Source organism: Brevundimonas sp. ABV4_179, assembly GCF_056311945.1.
Genome location: NZ_CM149976.1, coordinates 852,740 through 876,708, shown reverse-complemented (window position 1 = coordinate 876,708; position 23,969 = coordinate 852,740). Strand labels below are relative to the sequence as shown.

General features: G+C 67.1%; 24 protein-coding genes. 14 read left to right on the top strand and 10 right to left on the bottom strand.

Going from position 1 to position 23,969, the window contains the following annotated elements; all coding sequences use genetic code 11:
• Positions 1-164 precede the first annotated feature (164 nt).
• Positions 165-1,109, bottom strand: a complete 945-nt coding sequence (locus ACYX4P_RS04245) for an alpha/beta fold hydrolase (protein WP_292047455.1) — start codon at positions 1,107-1,109, stop codon at positions 165-167.
• A gap of 155 nt (positions 1,110-1,264) precedes the next feature.
• On the opposite strand from ACYX4P_RS04245, the gene ACYX4P_RS04240 reads away from it, so the two are divergent.
• Complete coding sequence (locus ACYX4P_RS04240) at positions 1,265-2,386, top strand: aromatic ring-hydroxylating oxygenase subunit alpha (RefSeq protein WP_248119346.1); 1,122 nt, start codon at positions 1,265-1,267, stop codon at positions 2,384-2,386.
• 159 nt (positions 2,387-2,545) lie between these two features.
• Here ACYX4P_RS04240 and ACYX4P_RS04235 read toward each other — a convergent pair whose 3' ends face one another.
• Positions 2,546-3,562, bottom strand: a complete 1,017-nt coding sequence (locus ACYX4P_RS04235; protein ID WP_248119347.1) for an adenosine kinase — start codon at positions 3,560-3,562, stop codon at positions 2,546-2,548.
• A gap of 92 nt (positions 3,563-3,654) precedes the next feature.
• On the opposite strand from ACYX4P_RS04235, the gene ACYX4P_RS04230 reads away from it, so the two are divergent.
• Positions 3,655-4,527 carry an ATP-grasp domain-containing protein gene (locus ACYX4P_RS04230; protein ID WP_248119348.1) on the top strand — a complete coding sequence of 291 codons (873 nt, stop codon included), beginning with the start codon at positions 3,655-3,657 and terminating at the stop codon, positions 4,525-4,527.
• Between the two features lie 13 nt (positions 4,528-4,540).
• Here the strand turns inward: ACYX4P_RS04230 and ACYX4P_RS04225 are convergent, their stop codons facing one another.
• Positions 4,541-6,031, bottom strand: a complete 1,491-nt coding sequence (locus tag ACYX4P_RS04225) for a methyl-accepting chemotaxis protein (RefSeq protein ID WP_248119349.1) — start codon at positions 6,029-6,031, stop codon at positions 4,541-4,543.
• A gap of 161 nt (positions 6,032-6,192) precedes the next feature.
• Here ACYX4P_RS04225 and ACYX4P_RS04220 point away from each other — a divergent pair, with 161 nt between their 5' ends.
• Positions 6,193-6,681, top strand: coding sequence for a MarR family winged helix-turn-helix transcriptional regulator (locus tag ACYX4P_RS04220; protein ID WP_248119350.1), 489 nt, complete (start codon positions 6,193-6,195; stop codon positions 6,679-6,681).
• On the opposite strand, the gene nth is transcribed toward ACYX4P_RS04220, so the two are convergent.
• A complete protein-coding gene (nth, locus tag ACYX4P_RS04215) occupies positions 6,647-7,402 on the bottom strand; it encodes an endonuclease III (protein ID WP_248119351.1) in 756 nt (251 codons plus the stop codon). The two genes, ACYX4P_RS04220 and nth, sit on opposite strands and share 35 nt — an antisense overlap.
• Entirely contained in the window at positions 7,399-8,700 is a 1,302-nt protein-coding gene (locus ACYX4P_RS04210) for a flavin monoamine oxidase family protein (protein WP_248119352.1), read from the bottom strand. The genes nth and ACYX4P_RS04210 overlap by 4 nt, the downstream gene beginning before the upstream one ends.
• 137 nt (positions 8,701-8,837) lie before the next feature.
• Here ACYX4P_RS04210 and ACYX4P_RS04205 point away from each other — a divergent pair, with 137 nt between their 5' ends.
• From ACYX4P_RS04205 to ACYX4P_RS04185, 5 genes are read left to right on the top strand one after another with little or no spacing between them, the layout of a single operon-like run.
• Positions 8,838-9,929: an HlyD family secretion protein gene (locus ACYX4P_RS04205; protein ID WP_248119353.1), complete on the top strand. Its 1,092-nt coding sequence runs from the start codon at positions 8,838-8,840 to the stop codon at positions 9,927-9,929.
• Positions 9,926-11,536 carry a DHA2 family efflux MFS transporter permease subunit gene (locus tag ACYX4P_RS04200; protein WP_374322012.1) on the top strand — a complete coding sequence of 537 codons (1,611 nt, stop codon included), beginning with the start codon at positions 9,926-9,928 and terminating at the stop codon, positions 11,534-11,536. The genes ACYX4P_RS04205 and ACYX4P_RS04200 overlap by 4 nt, the downstream gene beginning before the upstream one ends.
• Positions 11,536-12,168 (top strand): TetR/AcrR family transcriptional regulator C-terminal domain-containing protein, encoded by a 633-nt coding sequence (locus ACYX4P_RS04195; protein ID WP_248119354.1) that lies wholly within the window; start codon positions 11,536-11,538, stop codon positions 12,166-12,168. Before ACYX4P_RS04200 ends, ACYX4P_RS04195 begins: the two co-directional genes overlap by 1 nt.
• A gap of 47 nt (positions 12,169-12,215) precedes the next feature.
• Positions 12,216-12,989, top strand: coding sequence for a creatininase family protein (locus ACYX4P_RS04190; RefSeq protein WP_248119355.1), 774 nt, complete (start codon positions 12,216-12,218; stop codon positions 12,987-12,989).
• A 50-nt stretch (positions 12,990-13,039) separates the two neighbouring features.
• The gene (locus ACYX4P_RS04185) at positions 13,040-13,456 is read left to right on the top strand and encodes a phasin family protein (protein WP_248119356.1); all 417 of its coding nucleotides are present in this window, start codon (positions 13,040-13,042) and stop codon (positions 13,454-13,456) included.
• A gap of 79 nt (positions 13,457-13,535) precedes the next feature.
• Here the strand turns inward: ACYX4P_RS04185 and ACYX4P_RS04180 are convergent, their stop codons facing one another.
• From ACYX4P_RS04180 to ftsY, 3 genes are all read right to left on the bottom strand, one after another.
• Positions 13,536-14,150 (bottom strand): MarR family winged helix-turn-helix transcriptional regulator, encoded by a 615-nt coding sequence (locus ACYX4P_RS04180; RefSeq protein ID WP_248119357.1) that lies wholly within the window; start codon positions 14,148-14,150, stop codon positions 13,536-13,538.
• 99 nt (positions 14,151-14,249) lie between these two features.
• Entirely contained in the window at positions 14,250-14,870 is a 621-nt protein-coding gene (locus tag ACYX4P_RS04175; RefSeq protein ID WP_248119358.1) for an inner membrane-spanning protein YciB, read from the bottom strand.
• Position 14,871: 1 nt separating this feature from the next.
• On the bottom strand, positions 14,872-15,807 hold the full coding sequence (gene ftsY, locus ACYX4P_RS04170; protein ID WP_248119359.1) for a signal recognition particle-docking protein FtsY: 936 nt from the start codon (positions 15,805-15,807) through the stop codon (positions 14,872-14,874).
• 118 nt (positions 15,808-15,925) lie between these two features.
• Here ftsY and ACYX4P_RS04165 point away from each other — a divergent pair, with 118 nt between their 5' ends.
• The 6 genes from ACYX4P_RS04165 (at position 15,926) to ACYX4P_RS04140 (ending at position 21,318) form a co-directional block, all read left to right on the top strand.
• A complete protein-coding gene (locus ACYX4P_RS04165; RefSeq protein ID WP_248119360.1) occupies positions 15,926-16,138 on the top strand; it encodes a ParD-like family protein in 213 nt (70 codons plus the stop codon).
• The gene (gene map, locus ACYX4P_RS04160) at positions 16,135-16,902 is read left to right on the top strand and encodes a type I methionyl aminopeptidase (protein ID WP_248119361.1); all 768 of its coding nucleotides are present in this window, start codon (positions 16,135-16,137) and stop codon (positions 16,900-16,902) included. Before ACYX4P_RS04165 ends, map begins: the two co-directional genes overlap by 4 nt.
• 139 nt (positions 16,903-17,041) lie before the next feature.
• Positions 17,042-19,084, top strand: a complete 2,043-nt coding sequence (locus tag ACYX4P_RS04155; protein WP_248119362.1) for an NAD(+) synthase — start codon at positions 17,042-17,044, stop codon at positions 19,082-19,084.
• Positions 19,085-19,151: 67 nt separating this feature from the next.
• Positions 19,152-19,376: an alkylphosphonate utilization protein gene (locus ACYX4P_RS04150; protein WP_017506643.1), complete on the top strand. Its 225-nt coding sequence runs from the start codon at positions 19,152-19,154 to the stop codon at positions 19,374-19,376.
• Positions 19,377-19,420: 44 nt separating this feature from the next.
• Entirely contained in the window at positions 19,421-20,536 is a 1,116-nt protein-coding gene (locus ACYX4P_RS04145) for a CobW family GTP-binding protein (RefSeq protein ID WP_248119363.1), read from the top strand.
• A gap of 59 nt (positions 20,537-20,595) precedes the next feature.
• Entirely contained in the window at positions 20,596-21,318 is a 723-nt protein-coding gene (locus tag ACYX4P_RS04140; RefSeq protein WP_248119364.1) for a hypothetical protein, read from the top strand.
• Positions 21,319-21,358: 40 nt separating this feature from the next.
• Here ACYX4P_RS04140 and ACYX4P_RS04135 read toward each other — a convergent pair whose 3' ends face one another.
• Both ACYX4P_RS04135 and ACYX4P_RS04130 read right to left on the bottom strand, forming a co-directional pair.
• Positions 21,359-22,411, bottom strand: a complete 1,053-nt coding sequence (locus ACYX4P_RS04135; RefSeq protein WP_248119365.1) for a 1,9-bis(guanidino)-5-aza-nonane synthase — start codon at positions 22,409-22,411, stop codon at positions 21,359-21,361.
• A gap of 214 nt (positions 22,412-22,625) precedes the next feature.
• Complete coding sequence (locus ACYX4P_RS04130; protein WP_248119366.1) at positions 22,626-23,891, bottom strand: type III PLP-dependent enzyme; 1,266 nt, start codon at positions 23,889-23,891, stop codon at positions 22,626-22,628.
• Between the last annotated feature and the right edge of the window lie 78 nt (positions 23,892-23,969).

Here is a 23,969-nt window from a genome sequence, read left to right as displayed (position 1 = left end):
ATCCTTCAGATGCCGCGCCGGAAGCGACGCGGTTCGCCTAAGCCGTTCTCATATCGCCTAAGCGACGCCGCCGAAACGCCCTCGCCCAGATCACGCGACCGTGAGCGGCCATTTCGCCGAAAGAATGGCGTCCAGAAGCGCACCCCAACAGGCTTTCGGATGGATTATCGCGCCAGGAAAGCGTCCAGCGCGCCGTAAAAGACCTCGGGTTGGTCGAACATGATGAAGTGGGCGCTGTCGTCGATCCGCTTCAGGGTCGCGCCCGGCAGGCCGGCGTAGGCGGCCTGATAGATGGCGTCGGTGATTTCCGGGGTCATGCGGGCGTCGTTGAACTTGACGTAAAGCACCTCGGTCGGGGCGGTGATCCGGGGCAGTTCGGGGCGCAGGTCGGTGGCGACCAGTTCGCGGAAGGCGGCGGCCGAAACCTTCTGGTCGCTGTCGCGCATGTTCTGCAGCGCCAGTTCGCGGCGGCTTTCGGTATTGATCATGCCGGTTATGGAGGCCGTGGCCTGGGCGACATAGACCTCGCGCGGGCTGTTGGCCTGGGCGGCCCAGATCTGGTCGGCGACGGGGGCGACCGTCTCGGCCGTCGCGCCGGGGGCCGAGAACATGGCGCCCATGAAGGGGATCATGTCCACCACCATCAGCCGCCCCACCTGATGCGGGTGGCGCGCCGCCAGCATCAGACCGATGGTCCCGCCCATGGAATGCCCCACCACGACCGGCTTGGTCAGCCCCCGTTCGCGGATGTAGCGGGCGATCTCCTCGGCGACGGGGGCTGCGACGGAGGTCGGGGTCTGACCGGTCTGGGCGTTGCCGGCGGCGGGCGCCCCGGCGAAACCGTCAACCTGGATGCGATGAATGCGCCAGCCCGGACCGTTGCGCCCCGCCAGATGATCCACCGTCCCCTGCCAGATTTGGGGCGAGGAACTGAGGCCGGGGATCAGGATGATGTCGCGGCCGTTCGTGTCGCCATCGACGCGCACCTGGATGCGGTCCGACTGGAAGGCCACGGCCCCATCGCCGGGATGCGCTGCGTGGCCATCCTGGGCGGCGGCCGCGACGGGCGAGGCCAGGATGGCCGCGGCGATGGCGAGGATGCGAAGCATGGCGAAACGTCCCTTCGACGCCGTGGGCGGCGTTCTTCGGCAGAGACTTAATCGCGTCCGGCCGCAGAGGGAAAGATGTGGGCAGGACAAACCGTCCCGCGCGTCTCCGGCCCAGCCCTCTATGGCGACGGCGGCTGCGCTGTTAAACAGCGCGGATGACCGCCGCCCCTGTATCGTCGCCCTCCGCCGAAGCCGCCCCGTCCAAGGCCGGCGCACAGCCGTTCGGCAAGGGGTTCGTCACCGACGCCTGGTATTTCGTGGCGCTAGGTCGAGACGTCGCGCCCGGCAGCCTGAAACGTCACGAGATCATGGGCGAGCCTGTCTTGATCGGACGCACCAAGGCGGGCCAGGTCTATGCGATGCGCGACATCTGCCCCCACCGGGCGGCGCCCCTGTCGGCGGGCCGGTTGGTCGACAAGCCCGGCGAGGGCGAGACGGTCGAATGCCCCTACCACGGCTGGCGCTTCCAGCCCGACGGGGTCTGCGCCGCCATCCCGTCCCTGGTCGAGGACCAGGCGTTCGAGGCGAACCGCATCCGGGTTCGGTCCTATCCGGTGCGTGAAAGCCAGGGGATCGTCTTCGTCTGGATGGCGTCGGACGCCCGAAACCCGATGGACCCCGACCACGCGCCGCCGGTCTTTCCCGGCGTTGTGGGGGGCGAGGCCAAGCTGGTCGAGGCCATGGATTTCGACAGCCACATCGACCACGCCGTTGTCGGCCTGATGGACCCCGCCCATGGTCCCTACGTCCACCAGCAATGGTGGTGGCGGTCCGAACATTCGATGCACGAAAAGGCCAAGGCCTTCGCCCCGACCGACTATGGCTGGGCCATGGTGCGCCACACCCCGTCGTCGAACAGTCGCCTCTACAAGATTCTGGGCGGCGCGCCCGCGACCGAGATCACCTTCCGCCTGCCCGGCTATCGCTGGGAGCATATCCAGGTGGGCGAGAAACAGGTGCTGGCCCTGACCTGCCTGACCCCGATCACCGAGACCAAGACCCGCATCACCCAGATGTTCTGGTCCGACCACTGGGTGTTCAACATCGCCAAACCCTTCCTGCGGATGGGCGTGGTCGCCTTCCTGAAACAGGACGGCGGGATGGTGAACCTGCAGAACGAAGGTCTGCGCTACGACCCCGCCCTGATCTGGATCGACGACGCCGACCGACAGGCGAAATGGTATCAGCAGCTGAAGCGCGAATGGGCCAGGAGCCGGGGGGAGGACCGAGCCTTCGTGAACCCGATCCAGCCTGTGACGCTGAGGTGGAAGAGCTGAGGGAGGCCGTCTCCTCCCCATACAATGGGGAGGGGGACCGCGTAGCGGTGGAGGGGCTCTTTAAAGTCTCACAGACGCTGGCGATGCGGTAAGAACCCCTCCGTCTCTCCGCTGCACTCCGAGCCACCTCCCCATGAAATGGGGAGGAGACTGAGCGTCCTAGATCTTCAGCCCGTTCTCTTTGGCCAGATCGGACAGTTTCACCATCGGACGCGGGCCCCAGTGGGCGATGACTTCCGAGGCGGCGAGGGAGCCGAGCCTAGCGGCGTCTTCCAGCGGCAGATCGCGCGCCACGCCCAGCAGGAAGCCGGCGGCGTACTGATCGCCGGCGCCGGTGGTGTCGATGACCTTGGCGACCGGATAGGCGGCGACGACGATGCGCTCGTCGCCCTTGATCACGACCGAGCCATGTTCGCCGCGCGTGACGGCGGCGATCTCGACGATGGCGGCCAGTTGCGCGGCGGCGGCGTCGAAGTCTTCGGTCTCGAACAGGGCGCCCAGTTCGGCCTCGTTGGCCAGGACGATGTCGGCGGACTGGGCGACGAAGTCGAGCAGTTCGGCGCGCCAGCGGGCGACGACGAAGGTGTCGGACAGGGTGATGGCGACCTTGCGGCCCGCCGCATGGGCGGCGGCGGCGGCGCGTTCGAAGGCGGCGCGGGCCGGGGCCGGGTCGAACAGATAGCCTTCGAGATAGACGATCTGGCTGGCCGCGATCAGGGCCTCGTCGATGTCGTCGGCGAACAGTTGGTTCGCGGCGCCCAGGAAGGTGGCCATGGTGCGCGCGCCGTCCGACAGGACGTTGATCAGGCAGCGCCCGGTGCCGAAGCCCTGGTCGGCGCCGCCAGTCAGGACCGGGGTGTCGAAATGCACGCCCGCCGCGCGGATGTCGTGGGTGAAGACCTGGCCCAGCACATCGTCGGCGACCTTGCCGATATAGGCCGCCCGTCCGCTGAACGAACCGACGCCTGCGACAGTGTTGCCGGCCGACCCGCCCGAAGCCTCCACGCCCGGCGCCATGGCGTCGTACAAGGCGGCGCTGCGTTCGGCGTCGACCAGTTGCATCGAGTTGGGCGCCAGATCCTGGGCGGCCAGGAAGGCGGCGTCGCAGGGGCTGAGCACGTCGACGATGGCGTTGCCGACGGCGCAGACGTCGTATTGGGCGGTGTTCTGGGTCATGATCGCGCCTTAGCGTCTGGAAGACCGCGCGTCACCCGAAATCATATAAGGAAGCCCTTATATGCCCGTTCCCACTTCGATATGACGATCGCATGACCCAGATCGCCGTGCTGACCCCCGATCCATCCGATCGCTCCTACATCGGGCGCTGGCCCGAGGTGCTGGCGCGGCTGAAGGCGACGCTGGAGACCACTGGCGCGCGCGTGGTCGCCACGCCTTGGACCGATCATGTGGACCACGCCGCAGGCCTGGCGGACCACGATCTGATACTGCCGGTCATCGCCTGGGGCTATCACCGCGACCACGATCGCTGGCTGGCGGGGTGCGAAACCTGGACCCGCGCGGGCCTGACGATGGACAATCCGGCCGACGTGCTGCGCTGGAACTCCGACAAGGCGTATCTGGCGCGGCTGGCGGACAAGGGCGTGCCCACCCCGCCGACCCGCTGGACCGACGGCGTTACCCAGGATCAGGTGGACGCCGTCTTCGCCGAGACCGGCGCGCCGGTCCTGATCGTCAAGCCGACGGTGTCGGCAGGCGCCTTTCGCACCCTGCGGCTATCGCCCGGCGAGGCTCTGATCGAGGCGCCGGAGGGGGCGTCGATGATCCAGCCCTATCTGAAATCCATTGAGACCGAGGGGGAGACCTCGCTGCTGTTCTTCGGCGGGCGGTTCAGCCATGCGGTCAACAAACGTCCCGTGCCGGGCGATTTCCGCATCCAGATGCAGTTCGGCGGCCTTTACACGACCGTGACGCCGGATGACGCGGCCATGGCTCTGGCGCAGCAGGTGCTGGCGGCCATCGACGAGCCGCTGCTCTACGCCCGTATCGACCTGGCGCGCGACGACGCCGGACGGTGGGTGCTGATGGAGGCCGAACTGATCGAACCGGACTTCTATCTGGATCACGACCCGGCGAACGGCGCGGGCTTCGCCGCCGCCGTGAGTCGACGATTGGGCGGCTGAGCGAGCGCTCCGGTCAGAAGGCCTCCCATTCCCCGCCGCCCGCCACCAGTCGGGGCCGCGTCGGCGCGGTTTGATCGCGCGCGAAGGTTTCGATGCGCGCCTGGGCCTGATGGACCGCGGAATCATGCGCCGGGGGCGCGGCGGCGCCGGCGACGGCGCTGACGGTGAACCGGCCGACGAGGGCCGCCAGTTCGGCCGCCTCTCGCGTCAGATTGAGGCTGGCGGCGGTCGATTGTTCAACCATGGCGGCGTTCTGCTGAGTGACCTGATCCATCTCGTTGACGGCGGTGTTGACCTCGGCCAGGCCGACCGACTGTTCCTGGGTGGAGGCGCGGACTTCGCCCATCAGGGTGGTGATCTCGGCGATGCGGTCGGCGATGCCGGTCAGCACCTCGCCCGACTGGCGCACCAGGTCCACGCCCTGTTTCACCTGGCCGGCGCTGGACGAGATCAGGGTCTTGATCTCCTTGGCGGCCTCGGCCGACCGCTGGGCCAGGGCGCGGACTTCGGAGGCCACGACGGCGAAGCCGCGCCCCGCCTCGCCGGCGCGCGCGGCCTCGACCCCGGCGTTCAAGGCCAGCAGATTGGTCTGGAAGGCGATCTCGTCGATAACCCCGATGATCTGGTTGATCTGGCCCGAGGAGTGTTCGATCTCGCCCATGGCGGCGACGGCGCGCTGAACCACCACGGCCCCGACTTCGGCCTGGCTGCGGCCCTGTCCGACGACGCTGTCCGCGGCCTGGGCGTTCTCGGCGGTCCTGCGCACCGTGGCGGTGATCTGATCCAGAGCGGCGGCCGTCTCTTCCAGACTGGCGGCCTGACGTTCGGTGCGGCGCGACAGGTCGTCGGCGGCCTGGCTGATCTCATGGGCGCCGGCCTGCATGGCCACGGCGTTAACGCCGATCACCCCGACCGCATCGTCCAGCGCCGCCATGGCCGCATTGAAGTTGTCGCGCAGGGCGGCGTAGTCGCCCGGAAACGCGTCTTCGATCCGATAGGCCAGGTCGCCGGCGGCCATGGCCGACAGGCCCCGCGCCGTGCCCTGAACCACGGCGGTCTGGATGGCCGCCGCCTGGTGTTCCGCCGCGAGACGCCGTTCGCGTTCCTCCTCCACGGCGGTCACGTCAATGGCGAATTTGACGACCTTATAGACGCGTCCCGTCGCGTCGAAGACGGGGTTGTAGCTGGCCTCGATCACGACGCGGCGACCATCTTGGCCATAGCGGACGAACTTGTCGCTGACGAACTCGCCCGCGTTCAGCCGCCGCCAGAAGTCGGCGTAGGCCGGGCTGTCGACCTCCGCGGGATCGACGAACATCCGGTGATGACGCCCGACGATGTCGTCCAGCGCATAGCCCAGGACGGACAGGAAGTTGGCGTTCGCCTCACGGACCGTGCCGTCCAGATCGAACTGGATCACCGCCTGCGAGCGATCGATCGCGGCGACCATGCTGCGCAGTTCGGCGACGGCGATATCGTCGTCGCGGTTTCGAAACAGGCGCATGTTCAGGACTTTCAAGACAAAAAAGCAGGAACGGGAATCGCACGGCGGAGGTTTAGAAGCCGTGCGGCCTTAGTTAGCAAGCTAAGGCTCAACCCTGACGGTTTCTGCTTCGCGCGCGCCGTGCAAATCTGCTTTTTCCCCGGTTTTCAAAGAGGTCCGGCTTGTCGGCCATCGCGCGAGAGACGCTGCAGCGGCAAGTCGCCATGCAGATCATGATCACGGCGAAACGCTGGAAGATGCGGGTCGCCGACCTTTTCCGCGATCATGGCCATACGGGCGCGCCGACCGTAGTGCTCTATATTCTGGCGGATCATCCCAAGGGTCTGACGCTGTCGGAACTGTCCGAGCGGATGGAGCTGTCGGGCGCCTCCTTGACGCGGCTGGTCCAGCGGCTGGAGCGCGACGGCATGGTCAGCCGTCGCCGCATGGTCGGCGACGGACGCTCGTGGTTGATCGAAATGGAGCCGGGCGGCCATCAGGCCGTGAAGGAATTCGAGGTCCACGCCTCGGCGATGCGTCAGCGGATGTTCCAGGACGTGTCCGAGGCCGACATGGCCGCCGCGTTGCGGGTGCTGAACGCCCTGTCCGACAGGCTGGTCAAAGGGCCGGACGCCTTCAGAGCGGCGCAGCGGCTTCCCCCGACGCCATAAGCCCCGCCCGCGACGGACACAGGTCGGCGATCAGGCAGGACAGGCATTTGGGCTTTCGCGCCGTGCAGGTGTAGCGACCGTGCAGGATCAGCCAGTGGTGCGCCTTGGGCAGCCAGTCTTCCGGCACCACCTTGAACAGCTGAGCCTCCACCTTGTCGGGCGTTCCCGCATTGGCCAGGCCCAGCCGGTGCGAGACGCGAAAGACGTGGGTGTCGACGGCGATGGCCGCCTCGATCCCCAGTTCGTTCAGCACCACCGAGGCCGTCTTTCGCCCAACGCCGGGCAGGGACTGAAGCTCGGCGCGGTTCAGGGGAACCTGCCCGCCGTGCTGCTCCAGCACGATGCGGCTCAGCGCGATGACGTTGCGGGCCTTGCCGCGATAAAGGCCGATGGAGGCGATGTAGGGGATCAACCCCTCTTCGCCCAGGGCCAGCATCTTTTCGGGCGTGTCGGCGACCTGGAACAGGCGGTCGGTCGCCTTGTTGACCGAGACGTCCGTGGCCTGGGCCGACAGGGCGACGGCGACCACCAGCGTATAGGGGTTGGAGAAGTTCAGCTCGGTCTTCGGATCGGGCATGACGCCGGACAGACGCTGGAAGATTTCCTCGACCCGATCCTCGTCAGGCGGCCAGCGCAGGACGGGGATGGGGGCGCCCGTCATGACCGCGGGGCGTTTGGCGGCCGGCTTGACGGCGGGTTTTCGGGGTTTGACCGGCTTCATGACCCGGCCTCTTCCAGACGCCGGCGGGGCCGAACGCCAAGGGCGGACAGGGCGGCGTCGGCGGCGCGCTCGCCCTCCATCCAGGCGCCGTGGGCCGTGCCGTAATAGACAGGGGCCGTCGCCTCTCCAGCCAGGAAGAGGCGGTCCTCGACCGAGACACGCAGTTTCGCCCGATCCGCCGCATGGCCCGGCAGGGCGTGGGAATAGGCGCCCTGCGACCAGGGATCGACGCCCCAGCCGCTGACGGCGACCGCCTGAAGCCGTCGGCGCATGTCCGACCCCAGGGCCGAGACCAGTTCGGCGACCGCGAAATCCGCCAGGGCCGCCGGCCCTTCCGCCTCCAGTCCCCAGGCCAGGTCGGCCCCGAAATAGGCCTCGATCATCGGCCGCCCGAACGGCCGCAGGTGATAGCCGCCGGTCTGGGCCGTGTCGGTGCGGGTCCACAGCTGGGTGTCGGGCTGGAAATCTGCGGCGCCGCGCACCGTCATATGCACCTTGGACGCCAGTCCCAGCGGCACGCCCGCCGTCGCCTCCAGCAGGGCGGGCGCCGGCGGGTCGATGCGGACGGTCTCGTTGGCGATCAGGCTGTTGGGCGTGGTCAGGATGACGATCCGCGCGGTCAGTTCGCCCCGGCTGGTCTCCAGCCGCAGCAGGGGGCCGGAGCGGTCGATGCGGCGCACGGCGCAATCCGTCGCCGTGACCGGGGCCGCCGCCTGGCCCAGCCGCGCGATCAGCCGGCCGTATCCCTCGCGCACCCGCCAGTTCACGCCAGTGTCGCCATAGGCGTCGTAGTCCAGGCTGGACACCTGGGCGAACCGCGCGCCGTTCAGGGCGCCGGAGATGGCGTCCATATGGGCGTTCCAGCGGCTGTCGGGATCGAAGAAGTCGGACGCCGGGCGATCTTCTCCGCGCGTGGCGGCCTCGGCGACGCGCTGGTCGAAGGCGGCGAAGGCTTCGCCGAAGGCGGCCTGGTCCGCCGACGTCATCTCGTGGTCGAAAGCCTGGCTGCGCCAAGGCGGCGGGGTCTGGTCCAGTGTCAGCCCCTCGGCCTCCACCCGGCCCGCCAGAACATTGTCGTCGGCGGAATGCAGCCAGCCGCAACCCATATCCAGGCCCTCGCCCTCGATCCGCTGGGTGAAGGCGCGCCCGCCGATCCGGTCACGCGCCTCCAGAACCAAGAGCGAAAGCCCGGGCCGCATCAGGCGCCGCGCCGCCGCGATCCCCGCCGCGCCAGCTCCCACCACGACCACGTCGACTTGGGACGGAAGGGGATTGGAGGCCTGGGCGAAGTCGGTCATGGGGCGCGACAGATACACGAAATCGGACCCGCCCGGACAGGACGCAAAACATTCGTATCCAGGGTCATTGATTTTTGGACAGTGAAGTCCATTTTAGCGCCGCTTCAATCGGTCGCACCCCTCCCCCGGATTTCGCCATGTCGCCTGAACTCAAGAAACGTCTGCCGTTGATCGCGGCGGGGATCGTCGTCGTGGCCCTGATCGTCGGCGGCACGGTCTGGTGGCTGAACGGCCAGCGGTGGGAGAGCACAGACAACGCCTTCGTCCAGGCCGACACCACCCTGGTCAGCCCGCAGTTGTCGGGGCGCGTGACCGAGGTTCTGGTGGGCGACAACCAGCGGGTCGAGGCCGGCCAGATCCTGGTCAAGCTGGACGATTCCGACCAAAAGGCCCAGTTGGCCCAAGCCGAGGCCAATCTGGCCGCCGCCATCGCCGCCGTGGGCCATGTCGACGCCCAGGCCGAGCAGGAACAGGCCACCATCGCCGCCCGCGCCGCCGCCGTCAGCCAGGCCCACGCCCAGGCCGGCCTGGCCCGCGCCGAGGTCGATCGTTACGGCAGGCTGGCCGAACAGGGCTGGGTCTCGCAGCAGCGCATACAGACCGAGCGCGCCTCGGCCGCCACCGCCGCCGCCAGCGTGCAGCAGGCCCAGGCCGCCCTGGTCGCCGAACAGCGCACCGCCGGCGTGCTGGGCTCGACCCGCCAGCAGAGCGTCGCCGCCGTCGAACAGGCTCGCGCCGTGGTCGATCAGGCGCGGATCGCCCTGGAGCGCACCGTCATTCGCGCACCCGCCGCCGGCGTCGTGGGCGCCCGCAGCGTGCGGCCCGGCCAGATCGTCAACGCCGGCACGCAGCTGATGTCCATCGTACCCCTGACTCACACCTATATCGTCGCCAACTTCAAGGAGACGCAGCTGGATAAGGTGCGCCTGGGTCAGGCGGTCGAAATTTCCGCCGACGCCTTTCCCGGCCGCAAGATCCAGGGCCGGGTCGACAGCTTCGCCCCCGCCACCGGGTCCGAGTTCGCCCTGATCCCGGTCGAGAACGCCACCGGCAACTTCACCAAGATCACCCAGCGCGTGCCGGTGCGGATCGTGGTCAGCGGCGAGGACCGGAACCTGGCCCTGCGTCCGGGCCTGTCGGTCGACGTCAAGATCGACCTGAAGAGCCAGGGCGGCCAAAGCTTCGCCGAGGCCGCGACCGGGACTGTGACCGGAGCCGCAGCCCAGTGACCGCCGCCGCCCCCGCCGCTGACGGCGGGGCCCCCGCCGCGTCAAAGGGCCCCGTCGCCGGCCATCCCGAGATCAACTGGACCATGCTGCTGCTGGGCTTCGCCGGCATGGTTGTGGGCCAGTTCATGGCTATCCTGGACATCCAGATCGTCGCCGCCTCCCTGCCCCAGATCCAGGCCGGGGTCGGCGCCTCGGCCGACGAGATCAGCTGGATCCAGACCGCCTATCTGATCCCCGAGGTGGTGATGATCCCTCTGTCGGGGTTCCTGTCGCGCCTGTGGGGCACGCAGCGGCTGTTCCTGGCCTCCTGCGCCGGCTTCGTCCTGATGAGCATCGCCACGGGCCTGTCGTCGTCGATCGACATGATGATCCTGTTCCGTGCCATTCAGGGTTTTGTCGGCGGGGCCATGATCCCGACCGTCTTCGCCGTCGCCTTCACCGCCTTTCCGCCGGACAAGCGGGTCACGGCCAGCGTGGTCATGGGTCTGATCGTCACCCTGGCCCCGACTGTTGGGCCGACGCTGGGCGGGCACCTGACGGAGTGGCTGAGCTGGCGCTGGCTGTTCTTCATCAACGTCGGGCCGGGACTGATCGTGCTGTTCCTGGTCGGGCGCTACGGCAACTTCGACAAGGGCGATCCGTCCCTGGCCAAGGGGTTCGACTGGTGGGGCCTGGGCCTGATGGCCGTCTTCCTGATGTCGATGCAGTTCGTGCTGGAGGAAGGGGCCAAGAACGACTGGTTCGACGACACCCACATCCTATTGCTGACGGTGGTGGCCGCCGTGACCGGGCCGATCTTCGTGTGGCGGTCGCTGACCTATCGCCAGCCGATCGTTGAGCTGCGCGCCTTCGGCAACCGCAACTTCCTGGTCGGTTTCATCATGACCTTCATCGTCGGGTTCGCCCTGTTCGGCGGCACCTTCCTCTTGCCGCTGTTCCTGGGTCGGGTGCTGCACTATTCCTCGTCGGAGGTGGGCACCACCATGGTCGTCTCCGGCCTGGCCATGTTCGCCACCGCGCCCTTCGCCGGGCGGCTGGTGCGCAAGATGGATGCGCGCATCCTGATGTTCGGCGGCTTCATGATGTGCGCCTGGGGCATGTGGGAGGCGCGACTGGTCACCGAAAACTGGGGCTTCTGGGAGTTCGCCTCGGTCCAGGCGTTCCGGGGCATAGGGGTGATGCTGGCCATGATCGCCTCACAGCAGGTGACGATGGCCACCCTGCCGCCGCACATGGTCAAGAACGCCTCGGGCCTGGTCAACCTGGCGCGCAACGTCGGCGGCGCCTTCGGCCTGGCCATATTGAACACCAGCCTGACGTCCAACACCGCCCTGCATATGACCGAACTGACCAGCGCCATCGGCCAGGGCGATCAGGCGGTGCGCCAGATGCTGGCCGGCATGACCCAGCGGTTCGCGGGCACCATCGACCCGGCCGCCTCGGCGATGAAGGCCATCTACGGGATCCTGCAACGGCAGGCGACCACCATGGCGTTCGGCGACGCCTTCGCCCTGTTGGGCGTCATGTGCGCGGGCGCGGCCTTCGTCACCCTGCTGGCCCAGCCGGTGAAGGCCCAGGCCGGCGCCCCGCCGTCGGACGCCCACTGATGGCGCGCCGTCGCGGGCAGGTGGACGAGAAGAAGAGCGAGGCGATCCTGGACGCCGCCGCCGCCCTGTTCGCCGACAAGGGCCTGCAGGCCAAGATGGACGAGATCGCCAAACTGGCCGGCGTGTCCAAACAGACGGTCTATAACCGTTTCGCCTCCAAGCTGGAGATCGCCCAGGCCCTGGCCGCCAAACGGGTGGAGGACATCGTGGCGCCCCTGCGCACCGCCGGCGATCCGCAGACGGTGCTGGAGACCCTGGCCCTGACGCTGCTGAACCGGGTGTGCAGCGCCGACAAGGTCGGCTCGATGCGGGGGGTCGCCCTGATCTCCACCGAGGCGCCGGAGATCGCCCACGCCATCTATGAGGCCGGGCCGCGCCGAAGCCTGCGCGAGATGGCGGCGTGGCTGGCCGAACAGACGCGGCTGGGCCGGCTGCACGTCGGCGATCCCGAGCAGGCGGCCGAGATGTTCGCGGGCCTGGTGCTGGGCCACAGCCATCTGCGCGCCATGCTGGATGTGCCGCAACTGGCGCCCGAGAAGCGTGCGGCGCGGGCGAAGGAGGCGGCGCGCATCTTCGTGGCCGCCCATGCGCCCAAATCGTCTCCAGCCCCGTCGCTTCAGGCGACTTCCTGATCCGGGCGCGCTAACGTCGCCGCGTCTAGTAGAGTGAAAGCCTGCCCATGCTGATCCACCTGTCCTCTTGGCCCGAGATCGACGCCCGCCTGAAAGACGGCGGGGCGCTGTCCAAGACGGTGGTCGTGCCCATCGGATCGAACGAGCAGCACGGCCCGACCGGCCTTCTGGGTACCGACTGGCTGTGCCCCGAGATCATCGCCCACGAAGCCGAGAAGACCGACGCCAACCTGATCGTGGCGCCCACCTTCAACATCGGCATGGCCCAGCACCACCTGGCCTTTGCGGGCACCATCTCCCTCCGCCCCTCGACCTTCATGGCCGCGATCACCGACTGGGTGTCGTCGCTGAGCCGCCACGGGTTCGAGCGGATCTATTTCCTGAACGGCCACGGCGGCAATGTCGCCACCATCGAGGCGACCATCTCGGAAATCTACGCCGAGTGGAGCTTTGTCGAGGATCGGCCGCCGTTTATCCTGAAGCTGAAGAACTGGTGGGACCTGCCGGGCGTGAACGGCCTGTGCAACCGGTTGTTTCCGACCGGCCACGGGATGCACGCCACCCCGTCCGAGATCGCCGTGACCCAGGCCGCCTATCCCGACCGGATCAAGACGGCCGACTATTCGCCGCAGATCGCGCCGAACGGGCCGATCCGCGACGCCCTGGACTATCGCGCCCGCTTCCCCGACGGCCGCATCGGATCGGACCCCGCCCAGGCCAGCCCGGAGAAGGGGCGGCAGATCATCGAGGCGGCGATCCCCGGCCTGCTCGACGACGTCGCGGCCTTCGCCGCCGAAGTCCAGCCGGAGGTCGCGTCCTGAGCCGCCGGACCCCCACGGTCGCGGACGCCGCCATGGTCGGGGCCGAGTTGATGGCCGCTTCCGCCGAGGTGATCGCGGCCCGCACCGGCCGGATGGCGCAGGGCCTGACCAGCGCCAAGGGACAGGATTTCAAGGAGCTGTCGCTGATGAGTTCGGAGAAGGCCGAGGCCTTGTCCGCCTCGGCCGGGGCCGTCGCCGCCAGCGCAGGGGCCATCGGCCAACGTCTGGGCCGCGTGGCGATGGACGAGGGCGCCCATGTCCTGCGGGCGGCGGCGGCCGTGACCCAGGCCCGCACGCCCGCCCAGGCGGCCGAGGCGCAGTTCAGCTATGCGATGGGGTGGTGGAGCCGGGCGGCGACCCAGGCCATGACCCTGAACGGCGAATTGCTGAAGGCCCAGGCCGAGGCGATGGCCCCCATCCACAAGACCGCCGTCGCCAATGCGAAACGGCTGCGCAAGAAAACTTAGCGGCTTCGATATCCCCCGCCTGGTCTGGTCGTCATTCCGGGGCGTCGGAAGGACGGTCAGAGGCGGCTGGCGGCCGGAATCAGACCGGCTCGACGAGCTTCAGCTTGGGCTTCTTGACCTTGGCGGGCTTGGCCGGGCGGTCGGCCTTGCGCGCCGCCTTTTCGGCCTTGCGGGTTTCCTTCTCAGCCGCCTTCAGCGCCTTCTTGGCGGCCTTGGCCTCGGCCTTGGCGGCGTCGGGGGCGGCGTCAGCGGCGGCGGCCAGTTCGGCCAGCTGCGCCAGGAAGCTCTCGCGCTGTCCCTTGGGCAGCAGGGCCATGATCCGCTTGTCGGCGGCGTCGACCAGCGGGCGGGCGGCCTCCAGCCGGGCGGCCCCTTCCGTGGACAGACGCACGGCCTTGGCGCGGGCGTCCAGCGTCGAGCGTTCGCGTTCCAGCAGGCCCTTGGCGGTCATGCGCGTAACCAGATCGGCCAGGGTCGAACGATCGATGCCGGTCATGCGGACGAGTTCGGTCTGGGTCAGGCCCGCCTTGAGCGACACCGCCTCCAGCACCGCGAACTGACGCTGGGTCAGGCCGTCGGCGCCCGTCTCCTCGGCGTAGATGTCCAGCGCGAGTTGCAGCGCGCGATGCATCAGATGGCTGGGCGAGGCGCCCAGAGGCCCGACCCTGCGCCCTGACTTACCGGCCTTCACCATCGCACCGCTCCCCTAAAGTTTCGTCCGAACACGTATCAGCTCAGCTTTACGATTTGACGGGAAAAGCGCGTCGATTCCGTGACAGTTCCGCTTGCAGTTCTACAATCCCGTATCGGGCGAGACCGGAGCGGGCTCCTCGTCCTTGATCATGTGCTTCATGATGAAGAAGACCTGCCAGACGCCAAACACGGCCGAGGCGATCCACAGACCGCCGCGGAAGGCGACCCAAGTATCGTCCGACTGGGTGCGCCACACGATCTCGTTCACGATGCACACGGCCGCGAAATACAGGCCGTAGCGCAGGGTCAGGCCGCGCCAGCCCCGGTCGGTGATCTTGATCGCCTCGCCCAGCAGATATTTGAACGGATAGCGGTTAAGCGGCAGGGAGCCCAACAACACCGCCGCCAGCAGCCCGTTCTGGATCGACAGCTTGATCTTCAACAGGTTCGGGTCGTGGAACAGGATGGTCAGCACGCCGAAGATCAGCGCGAAACCGCCCGTCAGCAACGGCAGCTGCGCCAGCCGCTTCTCCACCGCATAGCCGACGATCAGCGCGATCAACGACGCACCGACCAGAACCCAGGTCGCCTGGACCAGAGCCTCTTGCCCGTCGAGGCCCCGTGCGAAACGGTTGACGGCGTAGGCGGCCATGAAGGCGACCAGGGCGCCGAAATCGACGGCCTGACGAATGCTGGAAGCCTTTTTCGACGTCTCGGTCATGTCAGTCTTCCAGTCCGACCAGCGAGCGGGAGAAGGCGCGGGCGTCAAAGGATTGCAGGTCCTCGACCCCCTCGCCCACGCCGATCAGCATCAGGGGGGCGTCCGACGCCTGGGCCACCGGCACCAGCACCCCGCCGCGCGCCGTGCCGTCCAGCTTCGTCATGACCACGCCGGTCACGAAGGCGGTGCGGCCGAAAATCTGTTCCTGGGCCAAGGCGTTGCGGCCCACGGTGGCGTCCAGCACCAGAAGCGTGTCGTGCGGCGCATCGGGATCGACCTTTTTCAGCACGCGGACGATCTTCAGCAGTTCGTCCATCAGGGCCGACTTGTTCTGCAGCCGCCCGGCCGTATCGATCAGGACGACGTCGTAACCTTCGGACCGCGCCTTCTGATAGGCGTCGAAGGCCAGACCCGCCGCATCGGCGCCGTCGCGACGGCTTTCGAAATCGGCCCCGGCCCGTTCGGCCCAAACCTTCAGCTGTTCGCGCGCGGCGGCGCGGAAGGTGTCACCGGCGACGATCATCACCTTGGCGCCCTTGGCCGTCAGATCGGCGGCGATCTTGCCCAGGGTCGTGGTCTTGCCCGAGCCGTTCACCCCGACGAACAGGACGACATAGGGTTTGGGTCCGCTCAGCGGATCGAAGGTCGCCTGGCGCGGCGACAGTTCGGCGGCGACCGCCTCGGCCAGGGCCTCCTTGACCTCGCGTTCCGGCGCGTCCTTGCCGAACTTCAGCCCACGAAAACGTTCGACGATCCGGGCCGAGGCGGCCGGGCCGAGGTCGCTTTCCAGCAGATGCTCCTCCAACTGCTCCAGGGACGCCTCGGACAGAGGCTCCTTGACGAAGGTGGCGACGACCTGATCGGTCATCTGTTTGGAGGAGCGCGAGAGCCCAGCGGACAGGCGCTGGAACCAGCCTTTTTTCGGCGTGTCGGTCATGGGATGGCTTTAGCGGGGGCGAAGGCGGACGTCATCCGCATTCGCAAAAAGAGGCTCTTGCTGCGGATCGCCGACAGAATATACGTTTAGCATACGTTTCATATAGTCGGGACCGGACATGGGCATCGTCAACATCGAGGACGAACTGCACGAGCAACTGCGTCGGGCGGCAAAGGCCTCCTATCGCTCCATCAACGCCCAGGCGGCCTTCTGGATCAGGATCGGCATGTTGGGCGAGACGAACCCCGGCCTGACGTTTCAGGAACTGGTGGCGCGCGAGCTGAAGGCGGCGGGCGTCGCGGCGCCGGCGACGACGGGCGCGGCGGCGTGACCAAGACGCCGCAGGAGATCGAACTGATGGCCGCCTCTGGCCGGCTGCTGGCCTCGGTCTTCACCCATCTGGACAACATGGCGCTGGAGGGGATGACGACGCTGGAAATCGACGCCCGGGTCGAGCGGTTCATCGTCGATGTCTTGAAGGCGCGACCGGCCAGCAAGGGCCAGTACGGCTATGGCTTCGTGCTGAACAGTTCGATCAACCAGGTCGTCTGCCACGGCGCGCCCTCGGCCGACGACGTGCTGAAGAGCGGCGATATCGTCAATCTGGACATCACCCTGGAGAAGGACGGTTTCATCGCCGATTCCTCCAAGACCTATCTGATCGGGTCGGTGGGGCCGCAGGCGCGCCGTCTGGTCCGCACCACCTACGAGGCGATGTGGAAGGGCATTCGCGCCGTGCGACCCGGCGCGCGCCTGGGCGACATCGGCTTCGCCATCGAGCGTCACGCCAAACAGGCGGGCTATTCCGTCGTGCGCGACTATTGCGGGCACGGCATCGGCCGCGAGATGCACGAGGAGCCGCAGGTGCTGCATTTCGGCCGTGCGGGGACGGGCGTCACCCTGCGCGAAGGCATGACCTTCACCATCGAGCCGATGCTGAACCAGGGCGTCCACACGGTTCTGACCGAGGACGACGGCTGGACCGTGGTCACCTCGGACGGAAAACTGTCCGCGCAATTCGAGCACACGGTGGCGGTGACAAGGGACGGCGTGCGGGTGCTGACCCAGCGCCCGGACGAGAAGGCGGAGCGCTAAGTTGCGGCGACATGCCTGAGGACAGGCTTGCGGTTCGTTACGCTCCGCACGCCTCGCCTCGGCGAAGACGATTCCGTCCCCTCATCTTTCGCGCCTATATGGGGTCGAAGACCGGCCAGGCCGGGTGCAGGACGATCCGATGACCGATGCTTCTTCCTTCTTCTCGCCCAAGACCCAAGGGTTCGTGCGCGTGGCGGCGGCGACGCCCGTGGCGCACGTCGGGGATCCGAAGGCGAATGCGGGCGAGCATCTGGCGCTGATCCGCCAGGCGGGCGAACAGGGCGTGGACCTGATGGTCTTTCCCGAGCTGTCGCTGTCGGCCTATGCGATCGACGACCTGCATATGCAGGCGGCCCTGCTGGACGAGGTGGAGCGGCAGATCGCGGTCCTGGCCGAGGCGACAGCCGGCGCCGATCTGATCGCCGTGGTCGGTGCGCCGATCCGCAGCGGAGACACCCTGTTCAACTGCGCCGTGGTGATGGGCGGGGGCGAGGTGCTGGGCGTCGCGCCCAAGACCTATCTGCCCAACTACCGCGAATATTACGAGAAACGCTGGTTCGCGCCAGCGACGGCGCGGACCGAAGACGTGATCCGGCTGAACGGCGAGACGGTGGATTTCGCGCCGGGACTGATCTTCGAGGCGGCGAACCGGCCGGGCTTCGTCTTCGCCGTCGAGATCTGCGAGGACTATTGGGCGCCGCTGCCTCCGTCCACGCGGGCGGCGCTGGCGGGCGCGCGGATCCTGCTGAACCTGTCGGCGTCCAACATCGTCATCGGCAAGGCGGACGAGCGGGCGATGCTGAGCGCCAGCCATTCGGCGCGCACCCTGTCGGCCTATGTCTTCGCCGCATCGGGCTGGGGCGAGAGCACCACCGACTTGGCCTGGGACGGTCAGGCGACGATCCATGAGCTGGGGTCGAAACTGGCCGAAGGCGAGCGGTTCGCCCTTGAGAGCCATCTGACGATCGCCGATGTGGACGTGGACCGGATCGGGCTGGATCGGTTGAGGAACGGCACCTTCGCCGAATGCGCCAGAAACGAGGGCGAGGCGGCGACCGTCGTGCCCTTCCTGGCGCGCGAGGATCATGAAGCCAGCGAGTTGATCCGGCCGCTGGACCGGTTCCCCTTCGTACCGGACGACGCCGGGCGGCTGGATCAGGACTGCTACGAGGCGTTCAATATCCAAGTGCAAGGGCTGATGCGCCGGATGACGGCCACAGGCGCCAACTCGCTGGTGATCGGCGTGTCCGGCGGGCTGGATTCCACCCAGGCCCTGCTGGTCGCCTGTCGCGCCTTCGACCGGCTGGACCTGCCGAGAACCGGCATATTGGCCTATACGATGCCGGGGTTCGCGACCTCGGACGGGACCAAGTCCAACGCCTGGGCGCTGATGACCGCGCTGGGCGTCACGGGCGCGGAAATCGACATTCGCCCCGCCGCCGAACAGATGTTCCGGGACATCGGCCACCCCTATGCCGAGGGTCAGCCGGTCCACGACATCACCTTCGAAAATGTGCAGGCGGGCCTGAGGACCGACTATCTGTTCCGGCTGGCCAACCAGAACAAGGCGTTCGTTCTGGGGACCGGGGACCTGTCGGAACTGGCGCTGGGCTGGGCCACCTATGGCGTCGGCGACCATATGAGCCACTACAACGTCAACGCCGGGGTGGCCAAAACGCTGATCCGGCATCTGATCCGCTGGGTGGCGACAGGCGATCTGATCGGCGGAGAGGCGCGCGAGACGCTGCACGCCATTCTGGACACCGAGATTTCGCCCGAATTGGTGCCCGCCAAGGATGGGGTGATCCAGTCGACGGAGGGGACGGTCGGCCCCTATGCGCTGAACGACTTCTTCCTGTTCTACCTCAGCCGGTTCGGGATGAAGCCGTCCAAGGTCGCCTTCCTGGCGCACCAGGCCTGGGGCGATGCGGGGGCGGGCGAATGGCCGGCGAATACGCCGGACGACGAGAAGGTCGAATACGATCTGGCGACGATCAAGGGCTGGCTGAGGAAGTTCCTTAATCGCTTCTTCCAGACGGCCCAGTTCAAGCGATCAGCCCTGCCGAACGGGCCAAAGGTCGTGACGGGCGGGTCGCTGTCGCCACGCGGCGACTGGCGAGCGCCGTCGGATGGCTCTGCCCGGGTGTGGCTGGATGAGCTTGAGGCAAACGTGCCGGATTAAGGCAGGCCACGCAATTCCCGCACGGCTTGTATGGATATTTGGTCCTCTGGCCGCTAGAAGCGTCGCCATGACCGATGACGTGACCAAAGACTCCAACGGCAACATCCTGGCCGATGGCGACAGCGTGACCCTGATCAAGGATCTGAAGGTCAAGGGATCGGGCGGGGTGACCCTGAAGCGCGGGACCCTGGTCAAGAACATCCGCCTGACCGGCGATCCCGACGAGATCGAGGCCAATGTCGAAAAGGTGCGCGGCCTGGTCCTGCGCACCGAGTTCGTGAAGAAGGCTTAAGGCCCCTCTTCCCAAGCGTGATATCAGCCGCCATCTAGCGGCCTATGATCGACACCCTCGCCGCCCCGACCTCGACCGCCGCAACGACTGGCAAGATTCCCGTCACCGTCCTGACCGGCTATCTCGGCGCGGGCAAGACGACCCTGCTGAACCGCATCCTGACCGAGGATCACGGCAAGCGTTACGCCGTCATCGTCAACGAGTTCGGCGAGATCGGCATCGACAACGACCTGGTGGTCGGAGCCGACGAGGACGTGTTCGAGATGAACAACGGCTGCGTCTGCTGCACGGTGCGCGGCGACCTGATCCGCGTGGTCGCGGGCCTGATGAAGCGGCAGCGTCCCGGAAAGCCCGCATTCGACGCCATCATCGTGGAAACGACGGGCCTGGCCGACCCCGGCCCGGTGGCGCAGACCTTCTTCGTCGACGAGGACGTCAAGGCCAAGACCCAGCTGGACAGCGTCACGACCCTGGTTGACGCCAAGCACGTGATGGCGCGGCTGGACGATTCCAGGGAGGCCCGCGAACAGGTGGCCTTCGCCGACCGGATCATCCTGAACAAGGTCGATCTGGCGACGGCGGACGAACTGGAGACGGTCGAGGCGCGTCTGCGGGCGTTGAATCCGCTGGCGCCCATCGTGCGAGCCGAACGATCGAACGTGCCGCTGGATCAGGTGCTGGGCCTTCACGCCTTCGATCTGGAGCGGATTCTGGAAGTGAAGCCGGACTTCGTGAACCCGCCGCATGGCGCGGACGGCCATGTGCACGACGAACACTGCGGCCACGATCACCACCATCATGACCACGACCACGGGCATGACCACCACGATCACGATCATGGCGCGCGGGGGCACGCGCACCAGGACGACATCAAGGGCATCTCCCTGTCGCTCGACCGTCCGCTGGATGGGGCGAAGTTCACGGCCTGGCTTGACCGGTTGCTGGGCGAGCAGGGCCAGGACATCCTGCGCGCCAAGGGCATCATCGACGTTCAGGGCGAGAACCGCCGCCTGGTCTTCCAGGCCGTCCACATGATCCTGGAAGGCGATCTGCAACGCGAATGGGGCGTCGCCGAACGCCGCTGGAGCCGCGCGGTCTTCATTGGCCGGGATCTGGACGAAGCCGAACTTCGCAAAGGCTTCGAGGCCTGCGCGGCCTAGCGTCCCGCCACTTTTACGCCGCACTCCCTCCGCAGCCTGTAGTTAGGCGGAGGGAAACCATGAAGCGATTGATTCTGACGGCCTGCATGGCGTTGCTGTGCGGCTGTTCGACCTATACGACGCCCGGCGCTGGGGTCGAACTGGGCGCAATCACCGAGAACGACGGCGACATCGCCGCCGCATTCGCTCGCCAACCGGCCGTTGTTTTTCCTGCTCGGATGGCCGTCGCTCGTGTCGCTTCGGCAGGCTATCGAAGCGCCTCCAACAGCAGCATGGGCACGGGCGCGTTCGGCATTGTGACGACACGCGACATCGAGACGGATGAAAGCCTCGCAAGGCTGGCGCAAATGCCGCGCATTTCCGCCGTCGCCCCTGTAAGTCGCCTTTTGGTCTCGCCAGATTTGAAAGACACCCGAGACCTGCGCGCCGCCGCAGCCCAACTGAGGGCGGATGTCATCCTCGTCTATACGATCGATACGCGCTTCCGCACCGAGAGCGCAGCGCTTGGCCCTCTGCAGACCATCGCCCTCGGCTTTCTTCCCAGCAAGAAGGCGGTCGTGAACGCCACCTGCGCCTTTATCCTTATCGATGTGCGAACCGGCTTTGTTTACGGAACGGGCGAGACGACGGCGACCGAAGACCAGCGCTCCAATGTCTGGGGCAGCGAGAACGCCATCGAGGCGGCGCGACTGAGAGCCGAACGAAAAGCCTTCGAGGACGGCCTGGGTGAAGTCGCCAAGCTCTGGTCATCCGTCGTCGCGGCCCACGGCGGCCAAGGCTAGAAAAAAGACCGCCGGATCACTCGGCGGTCTTTTTCCTTAATTACTTCCCGAACAGCTTGTTCCAGCGGCGCTTCTCGCGGGCCTTCCAGGCGCCGCGATGATAGGCGTCGGACCCGATCAGGGGAACCACGGTGGTGGCTTCGGCGAAGACCATCTGTTCGTGGGTCGTTTGAACCTTGCCCCAGGAGGCGGCCTCTTTCAGCGTGGACGACGAGCAGGCGCCGTCGCGGACGTCGGCGACGGTGATCTGGACCGCATAGCGGTGCATCTCGGCCTCAACGCCCAGAATTTCGGCGCAAACGACCGTGTCCTGGGCGAAGTTCTTGGGCACGCCGCCGCCGACCATGAACAGGCCGGTGACGCCCGCCGCGATCTTGATGTCGGTCAGTTCGCGGAAGTCGGCGATGGCGTCCAGCATCAGATAGGGCTGGCCGGCGGCCGCGCGTTCCTTCTGGTGCTTGACCAGGCCGAAGCCGGCGGAGGAGTCGACAAAGGCCGGGCAGAAGATCGGCACGCCCTCTTCATAGGCGGTTTGAATCAGCGAGCCGGGCTTCTTCGCATTCCCTTCGGACAGCCACTTGCCCATCTCCCAAATGAACTCGCGGCTGGAATAGCCGCGCGGCTCCAGACGGTCGGCGATCTCCAGGATGGTGTGGTCGCAGGCCTGAAGCTCTTCCTCGTCGATATAGGTGTCGTAGATGCGGTCGATGTAATTGTCGCGCAGGACGTTGTCGTCCACCTGACCGGCGGCCTGATAGTGTTTGAAGCCCAGGGCCTCGAAGAAATCCATGTCCACGATGGAGGCGCCGGTGGCGACCACGGCGTCGACCATGCCGAACTTCACCATGTCGCGGTACACGTCCATGCAGCCGCCCGCCGAGGTCGAACCGGCCAGGATCAGCCAGGGCGAGCAGTCCGCATCCTCGATGGCCATGGAGAAGATGTCGGCGGCGCGGGCGGTGTCGCGCGACGAAAAGGACATCTTGCGCATCGAGTCGATGATCGGTCGGGCGTCGAAGCTGGTGATGTCGACGTGTTCGACCACGTTTTGGAGCAGCTGGGCCTTGGTGTTCGATTGAACGGGAGCGTTCATTTCGGCGGTTTCCCTGTGATTTGAGCGCCCGTCGAACAAGCAGACGTGCCGGGACGGAGCGACCGACAGGACCGATAGACGCCCAACCTGCAGCCGTCACCCTCGGACTTGATCCGAGGGCCGAAGGTCCCGCCGTGCTCTCTCCGCAATGGAGACGCACAGCAGCCGATCCTGGGGTCGAGCCCGAGGATGACGGATATGAGGTGCGGGCGCCCTACTTCCGGCGCGACTTGCGCTGACCGGCCTTACCCTTGGGACGTGACAGGCGCACGACCTTGCGCGCGTTCTCTTCCGCCGTGGTGCGCACGGTGGGAATGGAGCGCGGCGCCAGGCCGTACAGCGAGGCCATCGGGGCGTCCCCGACCGCGGCGATGTCGTGTTCGCCATAGCCGTTGAAGCCGGTCGACATGGCGACGCCGTAAGCCCCCAGCATGCCGATCTCGATGAAATCGCCTTCGCGCACATCGGCCGGCAGCCAGAACGGGCCCGGCATATGGTCGATGCTGTCGCAGGTCGGGCCGTAAAACTGGAAGGCCTTCAACTCGCCCGACGCTTCGCCGTCCCGGACCAGCTTGGTCGGGAAGGGCCAGCGCGAGTGGGTCGCGTCGAACAGCGAACCGTAGGAGCCGTCGTTCAGATACAGGGCGTCGCCCTTTCGCAGATCGACGCGGGCCAGGATCGACGAGGATTCGGCGACCAGCGCCCGACCGGGCTCGCACCACAACTCGGTCGTTTCCGACACCGGCATCTCGTTGAAGCCGCGATGGATGGCGTCGGCGTATTCGCTCATGTCCGGCGGGACCATGCCGGGATAGACCGAGGGGAAGCCGCCGCCGACATCGACGATGTCGACGATCACGCCCGCGCGGCTGATCGACCGTCCGACCTGGGCCATCGCCGCTTGATAGGCGGTCGGGCGCATGCACTGCGAACCGACGTGGAAGCTGACGCCCATCAGGCCTTCCTTGACCGCCTGGCGCGTGGCCAGCAGCAAGGCGGGAGCCTGATCCGACGACACGCCGAACTTGCCCGAAAGGGTATAGGCGGCCCCATCGGCCGAGACGGCCATGCGAACCACAAGGTTCAGGTCGTCGGCGCCGCCGGTGGCGTCGAGGATCTTGTTCAGCTCTTCCACGCAATCCAGCGAGAAGGTGCGGACGCCGTGGTCAAAATAGGCCTTGGTGATCGCAGACCGGCTCTTGACCGGATGCATGAAGGCCAGACGCACGTCATGGCTGACCGAACGGACCAGTTCGATTTCGGCCACGGACGCCACGTCGAAGGCGCGAACGCCAGCCTCGATCAGGGTCTCGATGACCCAGCGCGAGGGATTGGCCTTCACTGCATAGAAGACGTCGGCTTTCAGATTATCCTGGAACCAGCGCGCCGCTACGGATACCGAACGCGGCCGCACGAGTGCGACGGGACGTTCAGGAGGCCGCTCACGGACCAGGTCCAGGGGAAATTGGTACGTGCGCAATTCACGTAACCCCCTGCTAATTGTTAACCCAGACCGGCGTTAGCAGCGCGTAACGGTTAGACCTACGGGGTCCGCCGG